Source organism: Allobosea sp. OAE752, from assembly GCF_050433265.1.
Classification (GTDB): Bacteria; Pseudomonadota; Alphaproteobacteria; order Rhizobiales; family Beijerinckiaceae; genus Allobosea; species Allobosea spartocytisi.
Genome location: NZ_JBNPXO010000014.1, coordinates 1 through 20,905, shown reverse-complemented (window position 1 = coordinate 20,905; position 20,905 = coordinate 1). Strand labels below are relative to the sequence as shown.

Genomic DNA, 20,905 nt, shown 5'->3' with positions numbered 1-20,905 from the left:
CCGCATGAACCGCCTCTCCGGCGCTGCCAGCCCCTATCTGCTCCAGCATCGCGACAACCCCGTCGAGTGGTGGGAATGGAGCCCGGAGGCCTTCGCCGAAGCCCGGCGCAGCAACCGCCCCGTGCTGCTCTCGATCGGCTATGCCGCCTGCCATTGGTGCCATGTCATGGCGCATGAGAGCTTCGAGAATGCGGCGACCGCCGCCGTCATGAACGAGCTCTTCGTGAACATCAAGGTCGATCGCGAGGAGCGCCCGGACATCGACCATGTCTACATGACCGCGCTGCACAGCCTCGGCGAACACGGCGGCTGGCCACTGACCATGTTCCTGACGCCGGATGGCGACGCCTTTTGGGGTGGCACCTATTTCCCGCCGGAGCCCCGCCACGGCCGGCCGTCCTTCACGGCCGTGCTGCGACAGCTTTCCGCAATCTTCCAGCGCGAGCCGGAGCGAATCGCGAGCAATGCCGCGGCGATCCGTGAAGCGTTGCAGCGGGCCGAAACCGTGACGCTCGCCGCTATCGGGGAGCCGGATCTCGACCATCTCGCCGCGCAGATCGCGAGCGCTTTCGACCCGATCGATGGCGGCTTCAAGGGTGCGCCGAAATTCCCGAATGCCGGACTGGTCGAATCACTCTGGCGCGCGGGAACCCGGCAGCCGGCTTCCGAAGCCGCCTTGCAGGCGGGCGTTCTGACGCTGGATCGGATGGCCCGTGGCGGCATCCGCGATCATCTCGGCGGTGGCTTCGCCCGCTATGCCGTCGATGGGCGCTGGCTCGTGCCCCATTTCGAGAAGATGCTCTACGACAACGCGCAGCTCCTGCCGCTCTATGCCCTCGAGGCGAAGCGCAGCGGAAGCACGCTGGCGCGGGATGCGGCGGCCGGAATCGTCAACTGGCTCGAGCGCGAGATGCTTCTGCCGGAAGGCGCCTTCGCCGCCAGCCTCGATGCCGATTCCGAAGGCGTCGAAGGCAAGTTCTATGTCTGGTCCCTGGCCGAGATCACCGCGCTTCTCGGGCCGGACGATGCCGCGTTGTTCGCCCGGCATTACAATGTCACCGCCCATGGCAATTGGGAGGAAACCAACATCCTCAACCGGCTCGATACGCCGGACCCTGATGCCAAAACCGCGCTACGCCTCACCGCAATGAAGGAGCGGCTGCTCGCGGAGCGGGCTCTGCGCATACCTCCGGCGCGGGACGACAAGATCCTCGCCGATTGGAACGGGTTGATGATCGCCGCGCTCGCCCGCGCTTCCGGCTTGCTGGATCAGCCGCATTGGCTTGACCTCGCCAGAAGCGCTTACCGTTTCGTGGCCGAATCGATGGCGGATGGCGATGGCCTCGCCCATTCCTACCGCCTCGGACGGCTGATCAGGCCCGGCTTCGCCCTGGATCACGCCGCCATGATCGATGCAGCCCTTGCTTTGCACGATTCGATGCTGGAGCAGCACTACCTCGAAGACGCGCGGCGCTGGTCACGGCATCTCGATCGGCACTACCGGGATGCAGACACCGGCCTCCTCGGAATGACTCGGCCTGAATCGGGAGAGCTGCCAGTCCTACCGAGGCCGACTCACGACGACGCGGTACCCAATGCGCTCGGTGTCCATGCCGCCAATCTCGTGCGGCTCGCGGCCAAGACCGGCGCTCCGACGGACAGGGAGCAAGCCCAGGCCTTGATGAAAGCGGCCTTGCAGGCCGCCGGCCGCGCACCGATGGCTCATGGCTCGGTCCTCAACGCCTACGACCTAGCGCGCAACGGCGTCGAGATCGTCCTCGCCGGGCCCGACCGCGCAGCCTTCCATGCCGCGGCGCGCAGCCTGCCCTACACGACGACGATCCTGGTCGATTGCCCGGATGGCGAGGCCTTGCTGCCGGATCATCCGGCTTCCGCCATGCTGCGACAGGCCGGGCGTGGCGCTGCCTTCATCTGCTTCGAGGGCCGTTGCCTGCCGCCCGTCACGGATCCGAATCGATTGGCCGAAGCCATCGCCGCCGGCCGATAGCTCCTGCGGAGTCCAATGGCGGCCAAACGAAAACGCCGCCGCTCCTCGCAGAGCGGCGGCGTCGGATCGAACGGGTCTGAGTGGCCGGAACCAGCCGGTCAGGTGTTCATGGAATCGAAGAATTCCGAGTTCTGCTTGGTCTGGCGCAGCTTGTCCAACAGGAACTCGATCGCGTCCTGCGGGCCCATCGGGTTGAGGATGCGGCGCAGCACATAGGTCTTCTGCAGGTCCGAACGCGGCGTGATGAGCTCTTCCTTGCGGGTGCCGGACTTGATGATGTCGATCGCCGGGAAGATGCGCTTGTCGGCCACCTTGCGGTCGAGAATGATTTCCGAGTTGCCGGTGCCCTTGAACTCTTCGAAGATCACCTCGTCCATGCGCGATCCCGTATCGATCAGCGCGGTGGCCACGATGGTCAGCGAGCCGCCTTCCTCGATGTTGCGGGCCGCGCCGAAGAAGCGCTTCGGGCGCTGCAGCGCATTGGCGTCGACACCGCCGGTCAGCACCTTGCCGGAGGACGGAACGACGGTGTTGTAGGCGCGGCCGAGACGCGTGATCGAATCCAGCAGGATCACCACGTCACGGCCATGCTCGACCAGGCGCTTGGCCTTCTCGATCACCATTTCCGCAACCTGGACGTGGCGCGACGCCGGCTCGTCGAAGGTCGAGGACACGACCTCGCCCTTCACCGAACGCTGCATGTCCGTGACCTCCTCCGGCCGCTCGTCGATCAGCAGCACGATCAGATAGCACTCGGGATGATTGGTCGTGATCGACTGCGCGATGTTCTGCAGCAGCACGGTCTTGCCGGTGCGCGGCGGCGCCACGATCAGGGCGCGCTGGCCCTTGCCGATCGGCGCCACGATGTCGATGACGCGCGGCGAGAAATCCTTCTTGGTCGGATCCTGCACCTCGAGCTTGAGCCGCTGATCCGGATAGAGCGGCGTCAGGTTGTCGAAGTGGATCTTGTGCTTGATCTTCTCCGGGTCTTCGAAATTGACCGTATTGACCTTGAGCAGGGCGAAATAGCGTTCGCCATCCTTCGGCCCGCGGATCGGCCCCTCGACCGTATCGCCGGTGCGCAGGCCGAACTTCCGAATCTGCGAAGGCGAGACATAGATGTCGTCCGGGCCGGGCAGGTAGTTCGAATCGGGCGAACGCAGGAAGCCGAAGCCGTCCTGCAACACCTCGACGACGCCCTCGCCCAGGATTTCCGTCTCACGCGCGGCGAGCTGCTTGAGGATGGCGAACATCAGCTCCTGCTTGCGCATGGTGCTGGCGTTCTCGACCTCCACCTCCTCGGCAAAGGTCAGCAGTTCGGTCGGAGACTTGCTCTTGAGCTCTTGGAGCTTGATTTCCCGCATGGGGCACCCGGATCTAACGCCCCGCTAAGGCGGGGTGGGGATGGTACTGGAGTGATCGACTTGGGTTCGAACCGAACCTGCGCGGGGGGATTGTGCGCCATGAGCTGCTGCGGGGCAGCGGGCTCACGTACAGTCGACAACAGGGAGGACGCTGGAGAAGCGTGGCATTCTGATAACGGGAAATGTCGCTGGGCTCAAGCGGGAAACGACGGCTCCCGTCAGAACGGCTTCACGATGACGAGAATGACGATGAAGACCATGAGCAACGCCGGCACTTCGTTGAGAATGCGATAGTAGCGCGCCGACTTGGTGTTTCGGTCCGCAGCGAAGTCCTTCACCCGCCGGGACAGGACGCCATGGATCCCGGAGAGAAGGATGACGAGCAGGAACTTGGCGTGGAGCCAGCCGCCTTTGAAGGCGAAAGCGTACCAGGCGAGGTAGAGCCCGAGCACCCAGGTCGCGATCATCGCCGGATTGATGATGCCCTTGAGCAGCCGTCGCTCCATGACCTTGAAGGTCTCGGACTGGATCGAGCCGATCTGCGCTTCGGCGTGATAGACCATCAATCGCGGCAGATAGAGCATTCCGGCCATCCAGGAGATGACCGCCATGACGTGGAAAGCCTTGATCCATTCATACATGGCTTGAGCCTTTCAGCCGCGCACTGCCCTGAGCAGACGTTCGACATGGGAAATCGGCGTGTCCGGCAGGATGCCGTGGCCGAGATTGAACACGAAGGGAGCCGAACCGAAAGCGGCCAGGATCGCCTCCGTCTCCCGCTCTAGCTCTGGCCCGCCAGCGCGAAGGATCTGCGGATCGAGGTGCCCCTGCACCGGCACGAGCGACTGGATCTCGTCACGCACGAAATCCCGGTCGATCGCGCTTTCGAGGCCGACGGCATCGACGCCGGTTCCCCGGACATAATCCGGAATCAGCCGGCCGGCCCCTCGGGGGAAACCGATAATGCGGACCTGCGAATGCACCGCCCGAACCCCGTCGACGATCCGTTTCGTCGGCGCGACGCACCAGCGCTGGAAATCCTCGGGAGCGAGCACGCCGGCCCAGCTATCGAAAATCTGCACCGCGTCGACCCCGGCGGCGATCTGGGCGTTGAGATAGGTGATCGATGCCGCGACAATCCGGTCGATGATCTCCTGGAACAACGCCGGGTTCCTGCCAAAGAGCGCGCGCGCCGGCCCCTGGTCCGGCGTACCGCGGCCGGCGACCATATAGGTCGCCACCGTCCAGGGCGCGCCACAGAAGCCGATGAAGCCGGTCTGCCTGGGCAGGGTACCGCGGACGCGCTGCACGGTCTCGATGATCGGCGTGAGCTTGCCGTCATCCGCCAACTCATCGATGGCTGCGAGCCTCTCCTGCGTATCGACGGGTTCGAGACGCGGCCCCTCGCCCTCCGCGAACCAGAGCTTCTGGCCCAGCGCCTGAGGCACCACGAGAATGTCGGAAAAGAGGATGGCCGCGTCGAAACCAAATCGGCGAATCGGCTGGAGCGTCACCTCGGCGGCCAGCTCAGGATTGTAGCACAGCGACAGGAAGCTGCCGGCACGCGCCCGAACCTCGCGGTACTCCGGCAGAAAACGCCCGGCTTGCCGCATCAACCAGATTGGCGGCTTCGACAGAACCTCGCCTGAAAGTGCCCGCAGGATAGCAGGTGTCTCGGTCGTCACAGAGCCTGCCGGGCGATCCATCTCACATCCTCTATTAAAACAAAGAGATTCTTAGAAAGACTCTTTTTCTTTGACTCTTGGGCAGGGGAGATAGCCCGCCGCAATTCTGTCCACAACCGTTCCACAGGCGGTGGGACAGCAGGTCGCGGTCGGTTCACTCGGACCAAAGCCGTTAAGGCTTTCTTAACGAATGGAATCCGGCGGTTCACTCCGACCCGTCGGAATGATTCACGTGAAACACTTTCTTTACCATGCACAGCCGCCGGCCTGTTGATCGTTGGGCCGAGTTGTACAGGGGCAGCGCCCGGGCCCGTCGCTTGCGAGTCTTATCCACATCACTCCCGATGCCATGGGATAACCCATCGGCTCTCCGGATCGGCGAGGCCGATTTGCCAAAGCCGTATCTCGCGTTAGAGGTGAAACGAGCTTCACCGCGAGGGCTGCCGTGGTTCGCAATTACTTCCACCTTCATCTCGTCTCCGACGCGACCGGCGAGACGCTGATCGCGGTCAGCCGCGCCGCGGCCGCGCAATATGAAACCGTCTCGGCGATCGAGCATGTCTATCCGCTGGTGCGTTCAGAAGCGCAGCTCGCCCGCGTCCTTGCCGAGATCGAATCCTCGCCCGGCGTGGTGCTCTACACCCTGGTCGAGCCGGAGTGGCAGGAGAAGCTGGAGAATTTCTGCCGGGAGCTCGGCTGTCCCTGCCTGTCGGTTCTCCAGCCGGTGCTGTCCTTGTTCCAGTCCTATCTGGGCCAGACCTCGGCGACGAAACCGGGCGCGCAACACGTGCTCAACACCGAATATTTCCGCCGCATCGACGCGATGAACTACACGCTGTTGCACGATGACGGCCAGATGGGCGGGGACCTCGAGAGCGCCGACGTGATCCTTGTCGGCATCAGCCGCACCTCGAAGACGCCCACGAGCATCTACCTCGCCAATCGCGGCATCAAGACCGCGAACATCCCCCTCGTGCCGAACGTGCCCCTGCCGGTCGAGCTGGACGGGGCGCGGAAACCCTTGATCGTCGGGCTCGTCGCGAGCCCCGACCGCATCGTGCAGATCCGGCAGAACCGCCTGCTCTCGCTGCGCGCCGATGACGAGACGCCCTATGTCGACCCGGCGGCGGTTGCCGACGAGGTCGCCCAGTCGCGCCGCCTCTGCGCCCGCAAGGGCTGGCCGGTGATCGACGTGACGCGCCGCTCGATCGAGGAGACGGCCGCCTCGATCCTCGATCTGCTGCGCGACCACCGTATGAAGTTCATCGCGACATGACGCGGCTGTGGCTATCGCCGGCGCCACTTATCCTCGCCTCGGGCAGCGTCACCCGCCGCGACATGCTGGTCGCCGCCGGGCTTCCGGTCGAGACCGTCAAGCCGGGTATCGACGAGCGTGCCGTCGAAAAACCGCTGGCCGCGCAAGGGGTGACGGCGGACCGGATTGCCGCGGCTCTGGCGGAAGCCAAGGCGCTCTCCGTCTCGCAGGAACGGACCGGCCGGATCGTGCTCGCCGCCGACCAGACCCTGACCTGCGAGGGCGTGGCCTTCCACAAACCGGAGGACGCGACGTCGGGAAGCAGCCAGATCGCGTCTCTCGCAGGGCGGAGGCATGAGCTGCATTCCGCCTTCGCGCTGGCGCGGGACGGGGAGGTCCTGGCGCGTGGCTGCGAAACTGCACGGCTGACGATGCGGCCGTTCGATTCCGCTTTCATCGCTCGCTATGTCGAAGCCGCCGGCCCGGCCATCCTCTCCAGCGTCGGCGGCTATCAGCTCGAAGGGCTCGGCGCGCAGCTCTTCGAGCGGATCGAGGGCGATCACTTCACTATCCTCGGCTTGCCGCTGCTGCCCGTCCTCTCGGCCCTGCGCGATCTCGGCCATCTCGCCCGCTAACTGGATTTTGCGATGTCTCCTCAGTGCTTCGTCATCGGCCACCCCATCGCGCATTCGCGCTCGCCGCTGATCCATCGCGAATGGCTCAGGCAATACGGGATCGCCGGCTCCTATGAACGCATCGACGTGGCGCCGGTCGATCTGCCGGCCTTCGTCGCGAGGCTGCGAGACGGCGAGTTCGCCGGCGGCAATGTCACGGCACCGCTCAAGGAAGCGATGATGGCGCTGGTCGACGAGGTCAGCGAGGCTGGCCGGGTGGTTGGAGCCGTCAACACGCTCTGGCGCGATGGCGGCCGGATCATCGCGGATAACACCGACGTGTCCGGCTTCCTCGCTCATCTCGACGCGACCGTCCCCCATTGGGAGAGCCGGGTGAACACGATCCTCGTTCTCGGTGCCGGCGGCGCTGCGCGTGGCGTCGCCTTCGGTCTCCAGTCGCGCGGGATCGGCCGCATCCTGATCGCCAATCGAAGCCGCGCCCGCGCCGACGAGCTCGCCGCAGCTTTCGGAGCGCCGCTGGAGGTGATCGATTGGGAGCGTCGGAGCGAGGCCGTCGGGCAGGTCGATCTCATCGTCAACACGACGCCGCTTGGCCTGCAGGGCAAGCCGCCGCTGGAGATGGACCTCTCGGCTCTGCGGCCGGGCACCATCGTCGACGACATCAACTACGTCCCGCTGAAGACGGCGCTGCTCGCCGAGGCGGAACGGCGCGGCGGTGTCATCGTCGACGGCCTCGGCATGTTGCTGCACCAGGCGACCCCGGGCTTCGCCCGCTGGTTCGGCGTCTCGCCGCAGGTGACGCCGACACTACGCGGCCTGATCGAAGCCGATATCCTGAAGGCCTGATTCGCGGGACGTGGACATGACCTTCGTACTGGGGCTGACGGGCTCGATCGGAATGGGCAAATCGACGACCGCCGGGCTCTTCGTGAAGCAGGGCGTGCCACTGCATGATGCCGATGCCGCTGTGCACCGCCTGCATCGCGGCCGGGCCGTGGCGCCGATCGCGGCAGCCTTTCCCGGCACGGTCGTCGATGGCGTGGTCGATCGCGCCAGGCTCGGGGCGGCGGTACTGGGCAAGCCCGAGGCGCTCAAGCAGCTCGAAGCGATCATCCATCCGCTCGTGCGCGAGGAGGAGGAGGCGTTCCTTGCACGGTGTCGTGCAGAGGGCGCCGGCCTCGCGGTCATCGATGTGCCGCTCCTGCTCGAGACGGGCGGCGAGGGGCGCTGTGACGCCGTGCTCGTTGTGACCGCCCCGGCCGAGGTTCAGCGCGAGCGCGTGCTGTCGCGCCCCGGCATGACGGCGGAGAAGTTCGCCGCGATCCTGTCACGCCAGATGCCGGATGCGGAGAAGCGTCGCCATGCCCATTTCCTTGTGGACACCTCGCGCGGTCTGATGGCGGCCGAACGGCAAGTCCGCTCTATCCTGACGGCATTGGCCGCGCGCCCCGGACGTAGGGGCGGCCCAGAGCTCCGGAACAAGGTCCCGACCGATGCGTGAGATCGTCCTGGACACCGAAACCACCGGCGTCGAGCCCCATAACGGCGACCGCATCGTCGAGATCGGCTGCGTCGAGCTGATCAACCACTGCCCGAGCGGGCGCAACTACCACGTCTACATCAATCCCGAACGCTCGATGCCGGTCGAGGCCTTCAACGTCCACGGGCTCTCGGAGCAGTTCCTCTCCGACAAGCAGGTCTTCGCCGAGATCGCCCAGGAGTTCCTGGACTTCATCGCCGATGCCCGGTTGGTGATCCATAACGCCGCCTTCGACGTCGGCTTCATCAACATGGAGTTCAAGCGCCTCGGCCTGCCGCCGATCGAGCCGGCCCGCGTGGTCGATTCGCTGTCGATGGCGCGCCGCAAGCATCCCGGCGCCTCCAACAGCCTCGACGCGCTCTGCTCGCGCTATGGCATCGACAACAGCCGCCGCACCAAGCACGGCGCGTTGCTCGACTCCGAGATTCTGGCCGAGGTCTATATCGAGCTGATCGGCGGCAAGCAGGCCTCGCTCGGCCTTGGCGTCGAGGCGGCGGCGGGGCGGCCTGGCCTCGCCGCGCCCGTGCTGGAGAAGCCGCAGCGCCAGCGCCCGCTGGCACCGCGTCTCGACGAGGCCGCCATCAAGGCGCATGAGGCCTTCATCCTCAGCTCGCTGAAGGCCCCGCTCTGGAAGGGCTATCTCGGCATCACCGACGAGGCGGCTCAGTAAGCCCTGGGCGTCATTCTCGGGCGGAGCGAAGCGCAGACCCGAGAATCTCGAGACCAGAAAGCTCCGAGACTCCGTCGGCAAGAGATGCTCGGGTCAAGCCCGAGCATGACGCCTGGCTACGAGATGGGAGCTTACGAAGCCCGCCGGCGCGACATCATGTTGAGCGCCTCGACCAGCGCCGAGAAGGCCATCGCCGCGTAGACATAGCCCTTCGGCACATGGACGCCGAAACCTTCCGCGATCAGCATGCCGCCGATCATCAGCAGGAAGCCGAGCGCCAGCATCACGATGGTCGGGTTCCTCTCGATGAAGCGCGCCAGCGGATCGGCGGCGAGCAGCATCGTCAGCACCGCGACGATCACCGCGATCACCATCACCGGGACATGCTCGGTCATGCCGACCGCGGTGATGATCGAGTCGATCGAGAAGACGAGGTCGAGCAGCAGGATCTGGACGATCACCCCGCCGAAGGTGACGCCGGCCGCGCGGCCGCCATCGAACATGTCCGGGCCCGGATCGGGATCGACCTTGTGATGGATCTCCTTCGTCGCCTTCCAGACCAGGAAGAGGCCACCGGCGATCAGGATGAGGTCGCGCCAGGAGAAGGGCTGGCCGAGGACCGTGAAGAGCGGGGCGGTGAGCTTGACGATGATCGCAACCGTGCTGAGCAGTGCGAGCCGCAGGATGAGCGCAAGCCCGATGCCGATCTTGCGGCCTTTCGAGCGCTGATGCTCCGGCAGCTTGTTGGTCAGGATCGAGATGAAGATCAGGTTGTCGATGCCGAGCACGACCTCCATGGCGATCAATGCTCCGAGCGCGGCCCAAACGGCGGGGTCGGAAGCAAGCGTCATAAGGGCGTCCATCGGGTCTCCATCGGATAAGGAAAAGGCGGGCGTCCCGATTGGGGCGTCCGCCAGATGCGCATCCGACATGGCGAGGGGCCAGACCCTTCGCAAGGGCAACAATCATCCGCAACAAACGAAAAAGGGCCCGCGAGGGGCCCTTTCTGTTGGCGTGGGGAGTACCGGCGCTCAGGAATTGGCGGCGCTGGGCTGACCCTGCACCTGCTGCTGATAGAGCGCCGCGAAATCGATCGGCGGCACGTAGAAGGCCGGGAAGCCGCCATTCTGCACCGCTTCGGCGATGATCTGGCGCGCGAAGGGGAAGAGCAGGCGCGCGCAGTCGATCACCAGCACGGGGTGGATGTGCTCCTCGGGGATGTTCTGCAGCCGGAAGACGCCGGCATAGCTCAGGTCGAAGGCGAACAGCGTCTCGCCGTTGAGCTCGGCCTTGCCCTCGAGCTTCAGCACGGTCTCGTAATCGATCCCGCCGATATTGCTCGTGCCGACATTGACCTGCAGCGACATCTGCGGGCCCGCCTGGGCGTCCTGCTGGGCGAGCGCGCGCGGCGCCTTCGGGTTCTCGAAGGAGAAATCCTTGGTGTACTGGATCAGGGCATTGAGGCTCGGAGCCGTATCAGCGGCGCCGGCGCCGTTGCCGTTGGGAAGTTCGTTGGCCATCGGTCCCATCTTGTTCTGGCAGGCTGTCTCGGGAAATCCCGCGCCTCCTTGGGCATTCGAGATTGCGCTCCGCCTCCGGGGCGACGCGCGCGTCGGCTATCATGGACACGAGAACGGCACAAGAAGTCGCCTTCACAAGCCGGGGGGTGGATGTTACGAGCCTGTCTCACCATATCACTGTGGTGACGGCCCGCCGCCGGCGATCTGGCAGCGGTTAGAACCATGACAATACGGGGAGCCGCGGGTCAGCCTTCAATGCAAAATTCCTTCGACATAACGACTCTGGTCTTCTTGGCTCTGGCCGTTTTCGTCGCCTGGAAGCTGCGCTCTGTCCTCGGTCAGAAGACCGGCAACGAGCAGCCGCCGAAGGATCCCTTCATTCGTCGCGAGGCGCCGCCGGTGCGGCCGGACCAGGCGCAATCGTCCGACAAGCGCGACAATGTCATCCGTCTGCCGGGCGCGGCCAACGACCCCGCCGCGGTTCCGGTCCCGGCGGCCGAGCGCTGGAAGGACATCGCCCCGCCGGATTCGCCGATCGGTCAGGGCATCGACGCGATCATCCGGCAAGAGCCGGATTTCGATCCGCGCGCCTTCGTCGAAGGTGCCAAATCCGCCTATGAGACCATCGTCACGGCCTTCGCCCGCGGCGATCGCAAGATGCTGAAGGGCTTGCTGGCGAAGGAGGTCTATGACGGCTTCGAGCAGGCCATCACCGAGCGCGAGAAGCGCAACGAGAAAGCGGAATCCAACTTCGTCTCAATCGACAAGGCCGATCTGACCGCGGTCGAGGTCAAGGGCAAGGCGGCCCAGGTGACGATCGCCTTCGTCTCGCAGCTCATCAGCGCGACGCGCGACGCGCAAGGCGCCGTCGTCGACGGCAGCGCCGATCAGGTTTCGGAGGTCAACGACATCTGGACCTTCTCGCGCCAGCTTGGCAGCAGGGACCCCAACTGGCTTCTCGTCGCCACCGAAGCCGGCGCGTGATCCGTGGCGCCGCGGCCGCGCTCGCGCTGCTGGCGGCCTCTTCTCTTCCTGTCATGACGGCTCTGGCTTCGCCTTTTCCTCTTCCGGACGGCGCCCGCGCCGAACCGCTGTCGCCGGGCGAGATCGCCGGCTGGCGGCAGGACGATCAGGCCAGGGCTTTTGCCATCTTCGCACAGGGCTGCATGGCGGACCCGCCATTGCGCCAGGCGGTGCCCTTGCCGGATGGGCTGGATGCCGCTTGCGAGAAGGCGAAGGCGCTGGCTGCGGCCGGTCCCGTCAGCGCCGAGCAGGCGCGCGATTTCTTCGAGCGGAATTTCAGCTTCTGTCGCATCCGCCCGGCCGATGCGGAAACCGGCTTCATGACCGGGTATTTCGAGCCGGAATTCGAGGGCGCGCTGACGCGTTCCGACGCGTTCCCGACCCCGCTCTATGACCGCCCGAAGGATCTGGTGACGCGCCAGCCCGGCGACGACTGGCCCGGCCTCGACAAGGCTCTCTCGGCCGCCCGCCGCACCGGTGACGGCCTCGAACCCTTCCCCGACCGCACCGCGATCGAGACCGGCGCACTCGACGGGCAAGGACTCGAAATCCTCTGGCTGCGCGATCCCGTCGATCGCTTCGTGCTGCAGGTTCAGGGCTCCGGCCGCGTGCGCCTGCCCGACGGCTCAGTGACGCGGCTCACCTATTCCGGTCGCAACGGCCTGCCCTATACCTCGCTCGGCCGCGTGCTCAGCCAGCGTGAGAATATCCCGCCAGAGCAGATGACCATGGACCGTCTCGTCGCCCGGCTGAAGGCCGATGCCGGCTTCGCGCGCGACCTCATCCGCCTCAACCGCTCCTTCGTCTTCTTCACCCGCCGCGACGACCTGCCGGCGGAGGCCGGGCCGATCGGCGGCGCCGGGCTGCCGCTGACGCCGCTGCGCAGCATCGCCATCGATCGCAATATCTGGCCCTATGGCCTGCCGGTCTGGATCGATGCGACCATTCCCGATGGCGAGGGAGGCGACGCGCATCTCGCCCGGCTGGTGGTCGCGCAGGACACCGGCTCCGCCATCCTTGGTGCGGCCCGCATGGATCTCTTCGTCGGTTCCGGCGCTGCCGCTGGACACCGCGCCGGGCTGATCCGGCATCCCGTTTCCTTCACTGTGCTCTGGCCGCGCTGAGATGCGGTCGCGCCGGGGCAAGACGCTGACCGAGGCCGATATCGCGCTCTGGCGACAGGTGGCGCGCTCGGTCAAACCGCTGCCGGGTCGTGCGCCCGTGGAGCCCGAGTCCGCTCCGCCGCCCGCAGCGCCCGCGTCGACGGAGACCTCCGTTCTTATCGTTGCAAGCATGTCCGCGGCGAAGACGGCCCCGCCGGCCGCTCCGCCGCTCGCACCGATCGAGCGCCGCCTGCGCACGCAGCTTCGGCGCGGCCAGCAAACCGTCGAGGCCTCGATCGACCTGCACGGCATGCGCCAAGGCGAGGCGCATCTGGCGCTCTGCGCCTTCCTGCGGCGCGAACAGGCGCGCGGCACGCGCATCTGCCTCGTCGTGACCGGCAAGGGCGGCCCGGCTCCGGCCTTGTTCGGCGAGGAGCGCGGCGTCCTGCGCCGGATGGTGCCGCATTGGTTGCGGCTCGCGGAGCTGCGCCCGCTGGTGCTGGGCTTCGAGGAGGCCGAGCAGCGCCATGGCGGCTCGGGCGCGCTCTATGTACGCCTGCGGCGGCTCAGGGAGTTCGGGCCGTGACGCCCTTCGGCCGGCGCGTACGTGAGCTGAGGCAGCAGCGCGGCCTCACGCTCGCCCAGATGGCCGAGGGGCTCGGCGTGACGCCGGCCTATCTCTCGGCGCTGGAACACGGCAAGCGCGGCCGGCCGACCTTCACCCTGATCCAGGGCGCCATCCACCTCCTCGGCATCATCTGGGACGAGGCGGACGAGCTCGTGCGCCTCGCCGACCTCTCCCATCCGCGCGTCACCGTCGACACGGCGGGGCTCGATGCGGAAGCGACGCTCTTCGCCAATCGTCTCGCCCGCGAGATCGGCGGGCTCGATGCCGAGGATCTGCGCCGCATGGCCGGTATCCTCGACGAGGTCGCAGCGCGGCGCGATGCGGGCCATTGAAGCTCTCCCGGATGTCCCCGGCTTGACCCGCTGCCGGGCTGATGCGACACGGCGCCACCAACCTTTCGGCCTTTCCGGCCGACCCTAACCCGGACCCGACCGCTCATGACCAGCACCCGCACGGACGTCCTCGCCCTCGGCAACGCCATCGTCGATGTCCTCGCCTCGGCCGAGGAGGATTTCCTGATCGCGCAGAAGCTGACCAAAGGCGCGATGATGCTGATCGACGAGCCGCGCGCGGAATCGCTCTATGCGGCAATGGGTCCGGCGCGCGTCATCTCCGGCGGTTCGGCGGCGAACACCATTGCGGGCCTCGCTTCCTTCGGCGGCAAGGGCGCCTTCATCGGCAAGGTCAAGGCCGATGAGCTCGGCAAGCTCTACCGGCACGACCTGACTTCGCTCGGCGTCTCGTTTGGCACCGCCGACGCGGCGGACGGCCCGGCCACGGCCCGCTCCTTCATCATCGTGACGCCGGATGGCGAGCGCACGATGAACACCTATCTCGGCGCCTGCCAGGGTCTCTCGGTCGCCGATGTCGATGCAGCCGCCGTGGAGAGCGCCGACATCGTCTATCTCGAAGGCTATCTCTGGGATCCGCCGGCGGCGAAGGAGGCCTTCCGCAAGGCCTCGGAGATCGCGCATAAGGGTGACGGGCGCGTCGCCATCACCCTCTCCGATTCCTTCTGCGTCGACCGCTATCGCGACGAGTTCCTCGGCCTCGTCCGCAACCGCATGGTCGATCTCGTCTTCGCCAATGAGCACGAGCTGAAGAGCCTCTACCAGACCGCGGATTTCGACACGGCCCTGTCCTGGCTGCGTTCCGAGAACATTCTCGCCGTCGTGACCCGCTCGGAGAAGGGTGCGCTGGCGGTGACGCCGGACGGCATCGTCGAGGAGCCGGTCTTCCCGGTCGAGCGCGTTGTCGATGCGACCGGTGCCGGCGATCTCTTCGCCGCCGGCTTCCTCTATGGCTTGACCTCGAATCGCGAGACGCGCGATTGCCTGCGTCTCGGCGCGCTGGCCGCGGCCGAGATCATCTCGCATGTCGGCGCCCGGCCGGATGTCAGCCTGAAGACGCTGGCCGGGAACGAAGGGCTGCTGTGAGTTCTCCTTCTCCCCTCGGGGGAGAAGGTGTCTGCGGAGCAGACGGATGAGGGAAGGGTCGCGTCAGCGGCCCTTTCTTGTTTTCGGCAGGTGCGCCCTCATCCCTCAGCGCCGCACGCTGCCACCTGTTCCCCCGGAGGGGAGAAGGAAGCGCGGCCTCTTCAATACAGCGTCGCCTTGACCCGCGCCGGCAGCGCCGCGTCATAGGCCGCGCCGTCGAAGGTTTCGACCGCGGCATTGCGCGCGGTGATGTCGCGCAGGATCGTGCCGGGCGAGGGCAGGGTCCGCTTGTCGACCTGCCGCTCCGGGTTCCAGAGCTCGGCCCGCACCACCGCGCGCGAGCATTGGAAGTAGACCGCCTCGACGTGGACGATCATCACGCTCGCAGGCAGCTTTCCGGCCATCTCGAAGCGAGCGCACAACCCAGGATCGCAGGATAGCTCGGCGCGTCCGTTCACGCGCAATGTCTCCCCATAACCGGGGATCAGGAAGAGCATTCCGATTCGATCGTCGGACAGGATATTCTTCAATGAATCCAGCCGGTTATTGCCTTTTCGGTCGGGAATCAGGAGCGTTTTCGCGTCCCGGACCGTGACAAAGCCCGGCAGATCCCCGCGCGGCGAACAATCCAGGCCCTCCGGACCGACCGTCGCGAGCACGAAAAACGGCGAGGCGGCGATCAGCGCTGCATAATTCTCGTCGACATGATCGATCTCCTTGAATCCCGAAGCCGGCGCGACGGGAGCGGGATAGGCGCGGGCGAGATCGTCGAGCGAAGCGATGCGGTGGTCGGACATGCCGGTCTCCATGGAACGGCATATGTCTAGACTATTAAAGGTGACACCGCCACCGTCATTCCGGGCAAGCGAAGCGCAGATCCGGAATCCATCATAAGGTACCGCACCACTCTACGGTGGATTCCGGATCGTCGCCGCTTCGTGGGTTGTCCGGAATGACGGCGCACCGAAAAGCAAAACGCCCCGCATCCTGCGATGCGGGGCGTCTCGTTTCACGTGAATCGCGTGATGGGTCGGCTTACTCGGCCGCGCCCTGCTTCTCGCGGGACTTCTCGGCCTCGCGCTGCGCCTTGAGCTTCTCCGTGAGGTCCTCGCCAGTCGCCTGGTCGACGACCTTCATCGAGAGGCGGATCTTGCCGCGCTCGTCCTGGCCGAGGAACTTGACCTTGACCTTGTCGCCTTCCTTGACGACGTCCGAGACCTTCTGAACGCGCTGCGGAGCCAGCTCCGAGATGTGGACGAGGCCGTCCTTGGCGCCGAAGAAGTTCACGAAGGCGCCGAACTCCATGATCTTGACGACGGTGCCGTCATAGATCACGCCGACTTCGGCTTCCGAGACGATCGACTTGATCCACTTGATCGCGGCTTCGATCGACTTGCCGTCGGCCGAGGCGATCTTGATGGTGCCGTCGTCCTCGATGTTGACCTTGGCGCCGGTCTTTTCGACGATCTCGCGGATGACCTTGCCGCCGGAGCCGATGACTTCGCGGATCTTGTCGACCGGGATCTTCATCGTCTCGATGCGCGGCGCGAACTCGCCGAGCTGGCTGCGCGAGGCGGAGAGCGCCTTGTTCATCTCGCCGAGGATGTGGTCGCGACCGCCCTTGGCCTGGTCGAGGGCGACCTTCATGATCTCCTCGGTGATGCCGGCGATCTTGATGTCCATCTGCAGCGAGGTGATGCCGTCCGCAGTGCCGGCCACCTTGAAGTCCATGTCGCCGAGATGATCCTCGTCGCCGAGGATGTCGGAGAGCACGGCGAAGCGCTCACCCTCGAGGATGAGGCCCATGGCGATGCCCGCGACCGGCGCCTTCAGCGGCACGCCGGCATCCATCAGCGCCAGCGAGGTACCGCAGACGGTGGCCATCGAGGAGGAGCCGTTCGACTCGGTGATCTCCGAGACGACGCGGATCGTGTAGGGGAACTCCGACTTCGCCGGCAGCATCGGGCGGATGGCGCGCCAGGCGAGCTTGCCATGGCCGATTTCGCGGCGGCCGGGCGAACCCATCCGGCCGGTCTCGCCGACGGAGTAGGGAGGGAAGTTGTAGTGCAGCAGGAAGGTTTCCTTGTAGGTGCCTTCCAGCGAGTCGATGAACTGCTCGTCATCGCCCGTGCCGAGCGTGGTCACGACCAGCGCCTGCGTCTCGCCGCGGGTGAACAGGGCCGAGCCGTGGGTGCGCGGCAGCATGCCGGCCTCGGCCACGATCTTGCGCACGGTCTTCAGGTCGCGGCCGTCGATGCGGGTGCCGTCGTCGAGGATGGTCCAGCGCACGACCTTGGCCTGGGCTTCCTTGAACTGGCCGCTGACCTGCTCCTTGGTGAAGGTGGTCTTGCCGTCCGGCTCGGCCGAGATCAGCGAGGCGACCTTGGCCTTGGCGGCGTCCAGCGCCTTGTAGCGCTCGGCCTTGGTGGTGATCTTGTAGGCGGCGCGCAGATCGGCGTCGACGAGCTTGAGGACGGCGTCCAGAACCACGGAGTTGTCGGCCGGGGTATAGTCGCGCGGCTCCTTGGCGGCCTTCTCGGCCAGGCGGATGATGGCGTCGATCACCGGCTGGAAATGCTTGTGGCCGAACATCACGGCGCCGAGCATCACGTTCTCGGGAAGCTCCTTGGCTTCCGACTCGACCATCAGCACGGCGTCCTGGGTGCCGGCGACGACGAGGTCGAGAACCGAGTCCTTCATCTCTTCGATGGTCGGGTTCAGCTTGTAGGCGCCGTCGATATAGCCGACGCGGGCACCGCCGATCGGGCCCATGAAGGGCACGCCGGAGAGCGTCAGAGCGGCGGAGGTCGCGACCATCGCCAGAATGTCGGGATCGTTCTCCAGATCATGCTGGAGCACGGTGACGACGACCTGCGTGTCGTTCTTGTAGCCTTCGACGAAGAGCGGGCGGATCGGGCGGTCGATCAGGCGGGAGACCAGCGTCTCCTTCTCGCTCGGACGGCCTTCGCGCTTGAAATAGCCGCCGGGAATGCGGCCGGCCGCGAAGGTCTTTTCCTGGTAGTTGACGGTCAGCGGGAAGAAGTCGAAGCCGGGCTTCGGCTCCTTGGCCGAGACGACGGTCGCGAGCACGACGGTCTCGCCATAGGTGGCCATCACGGCGCCGTCCGCCTGGCGGGCGACCTTGCCGGTCTCGAGGACGAGCTTGCGGCCGCCCCAGATCAGTTCTTCGGTTTGGATGTCGAACATGTGTTTTGTCTTTCGGTCGGGTTCGACCCGTCCGGTGCCTTCAGGCCCATGGGCAAGACGGCGGAACGCTCGGGTGGGAAAGGTTATGCGCCCGAGCGCTCGGCGATCCTGCCATGGACGTCTTTCGGCGCCCGGCGGGTCACGCGGGAAAGCCGCCCCATGCGGCCGCCGCGGCAGGCAGGCGCGCCGCCCCTGGCGGCCTCGCCCGAAAAGGAGCCGCCCGGAGCGCGATGCACCGGGCGGAAACGGTTTTCAGCCTTCGATCAGCGGCGGATGCCGAGCCGTTCGATCAGCGTCTTGTAGCGGCCTTCGTCCTTGCCCTTGAGATAGTCGAGCAGCGAACGACGCTGCGAAACCAGCTTGAGCAGGCCACGGCGCGAGTGGTTGTCCTTCGCGTGCGACTTGAAGTGGCCGGTCAGGTTGTTGATGCGCTCGGTCAGGATCGCGACCTGGACTTCCGGCGAGCCGGTGTCGTTCGGCTTGGTGGCGTATTCCTGAAGCAGCGCGGTCTTGCGCTCGGCAGTGATCGACATCGGGATATCCTCGTGTTCGGGTTGATCTGGCGGGCCAGGCCGGGATGTCGTCCAGCGAGGTCCGAAGCCCGCGAGCGCTTCATCGTGGAAGCGTCGCGCAGCCGGCCTTTTCGGTCCGGATGGGGGGCATATACACGAAATCGGCGGAAACGCCAGCGCCTCGCGGAACAGGACCGTCGGACCCCGGTTTCGCCACGGCACCCGCAGGAGATCGGGATGGAGCTGACGAACCCGACAAGCCGCTCTGGCCGCCGATGCGGCGCTTCGTCGTCGGTCGCCCGCTCAGCCTCCTGAGCACGCTAAACGGCATCGCGGGCTGGCGCTCACGGGAGGTTGAGCGGGAGCGGGACCCGGCCGCTTGCCGATGGTGTCAGCCCGCGATCATAGCGCTGCTGCGCCTCCTCGATCTCGCCGATATGGGTTTCGGCCCAGAGCGTGAGCTGATGCACCGTCTGTGATAAGGTGCGGCCGAGTTCGGTCAGCGAGTACTCGACCGTGACCGGCACGGTCGCGAAGACCTCGCGCCGGACCAGCCCGTCGCGTTCGAGGCTCTTCAGCGTCTGCGACAGCATCTTCTGCGAGATGTTCTCGATCCGGCGTCTCAGCTCGTTGAAACGCAGCGTGCCGTCGTCGAGCGCGATCAGGATCAATACGGCCCAGGTATCGCCGATGCGGTCGAGCACACGGCGCGTCGGGCAGAGGGCCTGAAAAGGGTCGGGACGTCCGAGCATGGCGGTTTCCGGTAGGTGACCATGTCGCGCGAAAGTGCCTTCTTTACGGAACGTCGCGGCGTGATCAGATAGGTTCCATTGGAATGCAGGTATCCAGAAGATACCGGAAAAAGGAACCCATGTCATGAAAATCGCATTGATCGGCGCCAGCGGATTCATCGGCTCGCGCCTGCTCGCCGAGCTCGCCTCCCGCGGCCACACCGTGACCGCCATCGTCCGCAATCCTGAGAAGGTTGCGGCCAAGCCGGGCGTCACCGCCGTCAAGGGCGACGTCTTCGACAAGGATGGGCTCGCGAAGCTTCTCGCCGGCCATGATGCGGTGATCAGCGCCGTGCACTTCTCCGCCAGCGATCCGCAGACCCTGCTTGCGGCGGTGAAGCAGTCGGGCGTGAAGCGCTATCTCGTGGTCGGCGGCGCCGGCAGCCTCGAGGTGGCGCCCGGCGTCAAACTCTTCGACACGCCGGATTTCCCGGCCGCCTATCTCGACGAAGCCCGGAAGGGCGGCGCGTTCCTCGATCTCCTGAAGCCGGAGCAGGGTCTGGACTGGACCTTCCTGTCGCCCTCGGCCCTGATCCAGCCCGGCGAGCGCACGGGGAAGTTCCGTCTGGGAACGGACCAGCTCCTGGTCGATGCCAAGGGCAACAGCGCGATCTCGGCCGAGGATTATGCCGTGGCGCTGGTCGACGAATTGGAAAAGCCGGCTCATAGCCGTCGCCGCTTCACCGTCGGCTACTGAGCGATTCTCCGCACTGTTCCGAAAATGAAAAGGCCGCGCCCTCTCTCGAAGGCGCGGCCTTTTTAACCTGTCCGGCGCTGCCTCAAGCCTTGTGGAAGCGCTTCTCGCCGATGCTGAGCGTACCGCGCTTGAGCTTGCCGAGGGCGACCCAGCCGGATTCGCCTTCGAAATAGAGCTTCGAGCGATCGACGGCGTAGCGTCCGCTATGCCGGGCCCCGAGCTCGGGCTTCTGCTTGTGGAACTGCCCGTCCGGCCTCAGATCGATCAGGATGGCGCCGTCTTCCGTCTTCCAGGTGCCGATGGCGGCCTGCTCGAAGGGGGAAGGGGCGTCGGTCTCGTGGAAATCGATTTCGAGCGGGCGAATGTCTCGGCTGCGCGGCGCAATGCCGGTGGCGAGCTGGCCGAGAGCCTGAAGAACCTGGCTGAGCTGCATCGGTCCGGTCTCCCTGAAAATGAGAAAACCCTGCGCCCGCTCTGGTGAGCGGAACAGGGATTCGACGACGAGCACGCGCTGGCGAAACCTGCGATGTCGAAGCCGTATGAAGAATGATTGTCGAAGGTGGCGCCTGCTGGGCATGATTGCGGCGGCACAAAGCTTAGATAGGCGCGAAGCGCCTCATTGCAAGAGCCGCGGCCGTCCGCGACCGGGCTCGGTCGATCCAAGCCGTTGATGCCTAAAGGAAACGGCGCCTTTCGGCGCCGTTAGGATCTGTGGCGATGCCGGGTTCGCGGCGCGCGGGCTCCCTCAGAACTCTTCCCATCCGGTGTCGATGGCGCGGCCATTGGCGACCTTGCGGGGGGCTGGGGCGGTCCGGGACTGGACGAAGGCGG

At 66.0% G+C, this 20,905-nt stretch carries 22 protein-coding genes; 12 read left to right on the top strand and 10 right to left on the bottom strand.

Going from position 1 to position 20,905, the window contains the following annotated elements; all coding sequences use genetic code 11:
• Positions 1 to 4 precede the first annotated feature (4 nt).
• Positions 5 to 2,008 carry a thioredoxin domain-containing protein gene (locus GGC47_RS25455; RefSeq protein WP_142023474.1) on the top strand — a complete coding sequence of 668 codons (2,004 nt, stop codon included), beginning with the start codon at positions 5 to 7 and terminating at the stop codon, positions 2,006 to 2,008.
• Between the two features lie 98 nt (positions 2,009 to 2,106).
• Here the strand turns inward: GGC47_RS25455 and rho are convergent, their stop codons facing one another.
• From rho to hemE, 3 genes are all read right to left on the bottom strand, one after another.
• A complete protein-coding gene (rho, locus tag GGC47_RS25450; RefSeq protein ID WP_038359505.1) occupies positions 2,107 to 3,372 on the bottom strand; it encodes a transcription termination factor Rho in 1,266 nt (421 codons plus the stop codon).
• Between the two features lie 218 nt (positions 3,373 to 3,590).
• Positions 3,591 to 4,013, bottom strand: a complete 423-nt coding sequence (gene hemJ, locus GGC47_RS25445) for a protoporphyrinogen oxidase HemJ (RefSeq protein WP_113254747.1) — start codon at positions 4,011 to 4,013, stop codon at positions 3,591 to 3,593.
• A 12-nt stretch (positions 4,014 to 4,025) separates the two neighbouring features.
• Positions 4,026 to 5,078, bottom strand: coding sequence for a uroporphyrinogen decarboxylase (gene hemE, locus GGC47_RS25440; protein ID WP_142023475.1), 1,053 nt, complete (start codon positions 5,076 to 5,078; stop codon positions 4,026 to 4,028).
• Positions 5,079 to 5,502: 424 nt separating this feature from the next.
• On the opposite strand from hemE, the gene GGC47_RS25435 reads away from it, so the two are divergent.
• The 5 genes from GGC47_RS25435 to dnaQ are packed head-to-tail and all read left to right on the top strand — an operon-like array spanning position 5,503 to position 9,157.
• A complete protein-coding gene (locus GGC47_RS25435) occupies positions 5,503 to 6,333 on the top strand; it encodes a pyruvate, water dikinase regulatory protein (protein WP_038359499.1) in 831 nt (276 codons plus the stop codon).
• Positions 6,330 to 6,947 carry a Maf family protein gene (locus GGC47_RS25430; RefSeq protein WP_142023476.1) on the top strand — a complete coding sequence of 206 codons (618 nt, stop codon included), beginning with the start codon at positions 6,330 to 6,332 and terminating at the stop codon, positions 6,945 to 6,947. The genes GGC47_RS25435 and GGC47_RS25430 overlap by 4 nt, the downstream gene beginning before the upstream one ends.
• A 12-nt stretch (positions 6,948 to 6,959) precedes the next feature.
• Positions 6,960 to 7,793: a shikimate dehydrogenase gene (locus GGC47_RS25425; protein WP_142023477.1), complete on the top strand. Its 834-nt coding sequence runs from the start codon at positions 6,960 to 6,962 to the stop codon at positions 7,791 to 7,793.
• 16 nt (positions 7,794 to 7,809) lie between these two features.
• Positions 7,810 to 8,448, top strand: coding sequence for a dephospho-CoA kinase (gene coaE / locus GGC47_RS25420; RefSeq protein WP_051987562.1), 639 nt, complete (start codon positions 7,810 to 7,812; stop codon positions 8,446 to 8,448).
• Positions 8,441 to 9,157, top strand: a complete 717-nt coding sequence (dnaQ, locus tag GGC47_RS25415) for a DNA polymerase III subunit epsilon (protein ID WP_038359491.1) — start codon at positions 8,441 to 8,443, stop codon at positions 9,155 to 9,157. Before coaE ends, dnaQ begins: the two co-directional genes overlap by 8 nt.
• Before the next feature lie 131 nt (positions 9,158 to 9,288).
• On the opposite strand, the gene GGC47_RS25410 is transcribed toward dnaQ, so the two are convergent.
• Entirely contained in the window at positions 9,289 to 10,020 is a 732-nt protein-coding gene (locus GGC47_RS25410) for a TerC family protein (RefSeq protein WP_142023478.1), read from the bottom strand.
• Positions 10,021 to 10,188: 168 nt separating this feature from the next.
• Positions 10,189 to 10,677 carry a protein-export chaperone SecB gene (secB, locus tag GGC47_RS25405; RefSeq protein ID WP_038359486.1) on the bottom strand — a complete coding sequence of 163 codons (489 nt, stop codon included), beginning with the start codon at positions 10,675 to 10,677 and terminating at the stop codon, positions 10,189 to 10,191.
• Positions 10,678 to 10,932: 255 nt separating this feature from the next.
• On the opposite strand from secB, the gene GGC47_RS25400 reads away from it, so the two are divergent.
• The 5 genes from GGC47_RS25400 (at position 10,933) to GGC47_RS25380 (ending at position 14,867) form a co-directional block, all read left to right on the top strand.
• A complete protein-coding gene (locus tag GGC47_RS25400) occupies positions 10,933 to 11,661 on the top strand; it encodes a Tim44/TimA family putative adaptor protein (RefSeq protein ID WP_038359484.1) in 729 nt (242 codons plus the stop codon).
• On the top strand, positions 11,658 to 12,824 hold the full coding sequence (mltA, locus tag GGC47_RS25395) for a murein transglycosylase A (protein WP_429069544.1): 1,167 nt from the start codon (positions 11,658 to 11,660) through the stop codon (positions 12,822 to 12,824). The genes GGC47_RS25400 and mltA overlap by 4 nt, the downstream gene beginning before the upstream one ends.
• Before the next feature lie 169 nt (positions 12,825 to 12,993).
• Positions 12,994 to 13,389, top strand: a complete 396-nt coding sequence (locus GGC47_RS25390; protein WP_318652318.1) for a Smr/MutS family protein — start codon at positions 12,994 to 12,996, stop codon at positions 13,387 to 13,389.
• Entirely contained in the window at positions 13,386 to 13,763 is a 378-nt protein-coding gene (locus tag GGC47_RS25385) for a helix-turn-helix domain-containing protein (RefSeq protein ID WP_038359477.1), read from the top strand. The genes GGC47_RS25390 and GGC47_RS25385 overlap by 4 nt, the downstream gene beginning before the upstream one ends.
• Positions 13,764 to 13,868: 105 nt before the next feature.
• The gene (locus GGC47_RS25380) at positions 13,869 to 14,867 is read left to right on the top strand and encodes an adenosine kinase (RefSeq protein ID WP_038359474.1); all 999 of its coding nucleotides are present in this window, start codon (positions 13,869 to 13,871) and stop codon (positions 14,865 to 14,867) included.
• Between the two features lie 161 nt (positions 14,868 to 15,028).
• Here GGC47_RS25380 and GGC47_RS25375 read toward each other — a convergent pair whose 3' ends face one another.
• The 4 genes from GGC47_RS25375 to GGC47_RS25360 form a co-directional block, all read right to left on the bottom strand.
• Complete coding sequence (locus GGC47_RS25375; RefSeq protein ID WP_038359471.1) at positions 15,029 to 15,664, bottom strand: pyridoxamine 5'-phosphate oxidase family protein; 636 nt, start codon at positions 15,662 to 15,664, stop codon at positions 15,029 to 15,031.
• 238 nt (positions 15,665 to 15,902) lie between these two features.
• Complete coding sequence (gene pnp / locus GGC47_RS25370; protein WP_142023480.1) at positions 15,903 to 18,074, bottom strand: polyribonucleotide nucleotidyltransferase; 2,172 nt, start codon at positions 18,072 to 18,074, stop codon at positions 15,903 to 15,905.
• Positions 18,075 to 18,337: 263 nt separating this feature from the next.
• Positions 18,338 to 18,607 (bottom strand): 30S ribosomal protein S15, encoded by a 270-nt coding sequence (gene rpsO, locus GGC47_RS25365; protein WP_038359463.1) that lies wholly within the window; start codon positions 18,605 to 18,607, stop codon positions 18,338 to 18,340.
• A gap of 323 nt (positions 18,608 to 18,930) precedes the next feature.
• Positions 18,931 to 19,338 (bottom strand): winged helix-turn-helix transcriptional regulator, encoded by a 408-nt coding sequence (locus GGC47_RS25360; protein WP_142023481.1) that lies wholly within the window; start codon positions 19,336 to 19,338, stop codon positions 18,931 to 18,933.
• 124 nt (positions 19,339 to 19,462) lie between these two features.
• On the opposite strand from GGC47_RS25360, the gene GGC47_RS25355 reads away from it, so the two are divergent.
• A complete protein-coding gene (locus GGC47_RS25355; RefSeq protein WP_133561208.1) occupies positions 19,463 to 20,074 on the top strand; it encodes an NAD(P)-dependent oxidoreductase in 612 nt (203 codons plus the stop codon).
• 82 nt (positions 20,075 to 20,156) lie between these two features.
• Here GGC47_RS25355 and GGC47_RS25350 read toward each other — a convergent pair whose 3' ends face one another.
• Positions 20,157 to 20,507 (bottom strand): Atu4866 domain-containing protein, encoded by a 351-nt coding sequence (locus tag GGC47_RS25350; protein ID WP_038359458.1) that lies wholly within the window; start codon positions 20,505 to 20,507, stop codon positions 20,157 to 20,159.
• Positions 20,508 to 20,905: the final 398 nt, after the last annotated feature.

Excerpts from the sequence above, each read along its gene's own strand:
- GGC47_RS25375 (WP_038359471.1), bottom strand. The coding sequence starts at position 15,664 with ATGTCCGACCACCGCATCGCTTCGCTCGACGATCTCGCCCGCGCCTAT.
- secB (WP_038359486.1), bottom strand. The coding sequence starts at position 10,677 with ATGGCCAACGAACTTCCCAACGGCAACGGCGCCGGCGCCGCTGATACG.
- rho (WP_038359505.1), bottom strand. The coding sequence starts at position 3,372 with ATGCGGGAAATCAAGCTCCAAGAGCTCAAGAGCAAGTCTCCGACCGAA.
- pnp (WP_142023480.1), bottom strand. The coding sequence starts at position 18,074 with ATGTTCGACATCCAAACCGAAGAACTGATCTGGGGCGGCCGCAAGCTC.
- GGC47_RS25430 (WP_142023476.1), top strand. The coding sequence starts at position 6,330 with ATGACGCGGCTGTGGCTATCGCCGGCGCCACTTATCCTCGCCTCGGGC.
- GGC47_RS25360 (WP_142023481.1), bottom strand. The coding sequence starts at position 19,338 with ATGCTCGGACGTCCCGACCCTTTTCAGGCCCTCTGCCCGACGCGCCGT.
- GGC47_RS25355 (WP_133561208.1), top strand. The coding sequence starts at position 19,463 with ATGAAAATCGCATTGATCGGCGCCAGCGGATTCATCGGCTCGCGCCTG.
- GGC47_RS25425 (WP_142023477.1), top strand. The coding sequence starts at position 6,960 with ATGTCTCCTCAGTGCTTCGTCATCGGCCACCCCATCGCGCATTCGCGC.
- hemE (WP_142023475.1), bottom strand. The coding sequence starts at position 5,078 with ATGGATCGCCCGGCAGGCTCTGTGACGACCGAGACACCTGCTATCCTG.
- dnaQ (WP_038359491.1), top strand. The coding sequence starts at position 8,441 with ATGCGTGAGATCGTCCTGGACACCGAAACCACCGGCGTCGAGCCCCAT.
- coaE (WP_051987562.1), top strand. The coding sequence starts at position 7,810 with ATGACCTTCGTACTGGGGCTGACGGGCTCGATCGGAATGGGCAAATCG.
- GGC47_RS25390 (WP_318652318.1), top strand. The coding sequence starts at position 12,994 with ATGTCCGCGGCGAAGACGGCCCCGCCGGCCGCTCCGCCGCTCGCACCG.
- rpsO (WP_038359463.1), bottom strand. The coding sequence starts at position 18,607 with ATGTCGATCACTGCCGAGCGCAAGACCGCGCTGCTTCAGGAATACGCC.
- GGC47_RS25380 (WP_038359474.1), top strand. The coding sequence starts at position 13,869 with ATGACCAGCACCCGCACGGACGTCCTCGCCCTCGGCAACGCCATCGTC.
- GGC47_RS25350 (WP_038359458.1), bottom strand. The coding sequence starts at position 20,507 with ATGCAGCTCAGCCAGGTTCTTCAGGCTCTCGGCCAGCTCGCCACCGGC.
- GGC47_RS25410 (WP_142023478.1), bottom strand. The coding sequence starts at position 10,020 with ATGGACGCCCTTATGACGCTTGCTTCCGACCCCGCCGTTTGGGCCGCG.
- GGC47_RS25400 (WP_038359484.1), top strand. The coding sequence starts at position 10,933 with ATGCAAAATTCCTTCGACATAACGACTCTGGTCTTCTTGGCTCTGGCC.
- GGC47_RS25455 (WP_142023474.1), top strand. The coding sequence starts at position 5 with ATGAACCGCCTCTCCGGCGCTGCCAGCCCCTATCTGCTCCAGCATCGC.
- hemJ (WP_113254747.1), bottom strand. The coding sequence starts at position 4,013 with ATGTATGAATGGATCAAGGCTTTCCACGTCATGGCGGTCATCTCCTGG.